Origin of the sequence: Microcystis sp. M20BS1 (assembly GCF_020245305.1) — a bacterium.
Taxonomy (GTDB): Bacteria; Cyanobacteriota; Cyanobacteriia; order Cyanobacteriales; family Microcystaceae; genus Microcystis; species Microcystis ichthyoblabe_A.
Genome location: NZ_JADBUZ010000189.1, coordinates 1 through 2903, shown reverse-complemented (window position 1 = coordinate 2903; position 2903 = coordinate 1). Strand labels below are relative to the sequence as shown.

5 protein-coding genes are annotated in these 2903 nt (G+C 38.9%); 2 read left to right on the top strand and 3 right to left on the bottom strand.

The genetic code is table 11. The annotated features are described in order from the left end of the window. Nucleotides 1-315: transposase (locus tag IM507_RS18645; protein ID WP_287637502.1), on the top strand; the 315-nt coding region annotated here is incomplete at its 5' end. Here the strand turns inward: IM507_RS18645 and IM507_RS18640 are convergent. From IM507_RS18640 to IM507_RS18630, 3 genes are all read right to left on the bottom strand, one after another. Beyond that, entirely contained in the window at nucleotides 249-650 is a 402-nt protein-coding gene (locus IM507_RS18640; protein ID WP_069475486.1) for a P-loop NTPase family protein, read from the bottom strand. The two genes, IM507_RS18645 and IM507_RS18640, sit on opposite strands and share 67 nt — an antisense overlap. 104 nt (nucleotides 651-754) lie before the next feature. Beyond that, on the bottom strand, nucleotides 755-1006 hold the full coding sequence (locus IM507_RS18635; protein WP_002737239.1) for a BolA family protein: 252 nt from the start codon (nucleotides 1004-1006) through the stop codon (nucleotides 755-757). A 71-nt stretch (nucleotides 1007-1077) separates the two neighbouring features. Beyond that, complete coding sequence (locus tag IM507_RS18630) at nucleotides 1078-1725, bottom strand: hypothetical protein (RefSeq protein ID WP_042790659.1); 648 nt, start codon at nucleotides 1723-1725, stop codon at nucleotides 1078-1080. A 231-nt stretch (nucleotides 1726-1956) separates the two neighbouring features. On the opposite strand from IM507_RS18630, the gene IM507_RS18625 reads away from it, so the two are divergent. Beyond that, the gene (locus tag IM507_RS18625; protein ID WP_069475487.1) at nucleotides 1957-2538 is read left to right on the top strand and encodes a Uma2 family endonuclease; all 582 of its coding nucleotides are present in this window, start codon (nucleotides 1957-1959) and stop codon (nucleotides 2536-2538) included. Nucleotides 2539-2903: the final 365 nt, after the last annotated feature.

The following is a 2903-nucleotide window of genomic DNA, read 5'->3' as shown; positions in this document are numbered from 1 at the left end:
TTCCCAAATTTGCAAAAGATGCAGGAATTAAAGGAAGAATTTAGAAAGATTTATGAAACCTCAGAGAATCCGACAGAGGGAATGCTATCCATCTCGGAATGGTTGGCAAAATCCTCCAGTGTTTTTACTAAGAGTTGTCAAACAATCCGAAACTGGTTTGGAGAAATAATTAGTTATTTCGAGCGAAGGACAACGAATGGGATGGTCGAGGGAATCAACAATAAACTTAAACTAATAAAACGGAGAGGCTATGGCTTTAGAAACTTTCGGAATTTTTGGGTTAGAAGTATGTTATCTTGGCATCTTGTCTGTTGATTTAGCATAAAGAGTAACGAAGAGCCAAAAATATTAACATGATTTACGTCTGACATTTCGATCATGTCTGAGATCGAGAAGAAAACAACAAAACAGCGATCATCTAACTTTCTTTTAAATTCATAGAGTAGGGTTGACTTACCACAACCCCGATGTCCTGCTAGAATAATTTTTCCGTCTTCCGAAGGACTATCTTCTATCAATTGTTCTAATTCTTCGATAATTTCTGTGCCGTATTTAACAGCAAAACGCTGTAATTCTTTATCCGATCGCAGGGGTAAAAGTTCCAAATTGCGATAGGCTTCTCGAAAGGGTTCTAGTAAAGGACTAACCATGAGTAATTAAATTAGACTGTGTGTTGTGAAGATAATTAGCCACAAAGAAAACCAGAAAAAAACTAACTAATAACTGATAACTGATAACTGATAACTGATAACTGTTATTTTTCTGCTGCCCAACTGTCGGGAGTGTAGGTTTTTAATGCCAAAGCATGGATGGCTTCGGTAGCCAGTGCCGATTGTAAAGCGCCATAAACCATTTGATGCTGTTTAACGCGGGTTTTGCCAGCAAATTCGCCAGAAATAACCACCGCTTCCAAATGATCGCCACCTCCCGTCAAATCCCGAATCATCACTTGTGCATCGGGGATTTGTTCTTGAATCATCGCTTCTACTTGGCGAAAGTCAACCATCTTAACTCCTCAAAACAATTAAAGATACTCTGATCCCATTGTTACCGAAAGCTCGTCAATGGGGATAAAATTTACTGCTGTGGGGGGGGATTGCTAGGAGTTGCGGAGGTGGGAGTCGGTGCAGAGATGGGTGTACTGACAAATCCCATCTCGTAGAGTTGTTGATAGCTTTTTTGTCCTAATTCACTGGTGGGGTTTTGGGATTGAATCACCTGAATTAACAAAGGAACCGCCAATTCTGGCTGATTTTGCGCCCTATGAACTAAAGCAAGCTGATAGGTGGCTTCATCCCGCAGTTGTCCGGTGTTTAAAGCACTTTGACGCTGAGAATCGAATACTTTCGGGTCAATTCCTGAGAAACTATTAGCTAATTGCAGATGATAGTTAGATAGTTGGTTAAAAATCCGACGCGCTTGATTGAGTTTATCCACAGCGACATCGTATTTAGCGGCATTAATAGCAGTGTTCGCTTCTTCCACTAAACGTTGTCCCCCCTGAAGACTCAGAACACTATCGGCTTGATTTAAGGGTTTTAATTCGTTAGGATCGCTGGCAGGAGTGTTAGAGTCGGGGGTTTGTGCTTGTCCGTCAGGTGCGATCGCAATCACTAAACCGATCGCCAGACTGAACAGATAAATTAAACTATAAGGCTGTTTTCGCTTAACCATAAAATTTCTCGACTTAATGTTCCAGATGGGAACGGCTATTTTTTTTAACATCGACAACTGACCTATAGTAGCTTTTTTGGGGCAGTTTCGATCCGACCCCAGCTTTCTAGACGTTAGCTCTAGCGGTTTTGTCGCCATGGCAAGTGCTGTTTTTTCCCGAAAAATCAGTACAAGTCCCCAAAAAGTTAGTTTATTCCTCCCGATTAATGGTTTAAATACCGATAATTCACCCGTTGGAAGGCTGTCCAGATAGAATAAAGAGAAAGTAGGAGTTTAGTTAAAATGTCTTTATCACTGATTACGCGTAAGTTTACGGTGGAAGAATACGAAAAAATGGCAACCGAGGGAATAATCAAACCCGATGAAAAAGTGGAATTAATTCGAGGAGAAATTATCAAAATGTCACCGATGGGAACCCGTCATGCTTCTAGTGTAGATAGATTAATACAATTATTCTATCAAAAATTAGGACAGAAAATTATTCTCAGGGTGCAAAATCCGATTAGATTAAATAATAATTCTCAACCAGAACCAGATTTAAGTTTACTAATACCTCGATCGGATTTTTATGTTGCTGCCTATCCTTGTCCTCAAGATATCTATTTAATTATTGAAGTTTCTGATTCTACCATCGATTATGATCGCTATACTAAAATCCCTCTTTATGCAGAGGCAAATATTCAAGAAGTTTGGATCGTTAATCTCAAGGAAGAATGTTTAGAAGTTTATCGCCATCCGCTTCAGGGTAGTTATCAAGCTATTCAGAAATATTATCGAGGTGAAAGTATTTTTATTGAATCCTTTCCAATAATAGAGTTAACTTTAATTGAAATACTTGGTAATAAAAGTGAGATCAAGGGGTAAACTTAGATATCGTCAGGATTAATGCCTAATTCCCGCAGTTTATTCGCTAATCGTTCCGCTCGTTGTTTTCCTGATTATAGCTAGTGAAAGCTTGTCCATCGGGATAAAAAAGCAACATTTCTGGTTCCCCTAACTGAAATTGAATTTATTAATTGATTTTTTTAAAATGGTAAGTAGCTGGTTTTAATTAAATTAAAAATGGATTTTGGGTTCGATCCCCCCAACCCCCCTTGATAAGCTATCCATTAGTCACATCTTTCTTAACATAAAATTTGACAAAAAGAGAAAAGTGTGCAAGATGGCTCAAGGGGGTTCTATGGGGGGACTAATTTGATGAGATAGTTTCCAAGTCTGGCTGATATCAT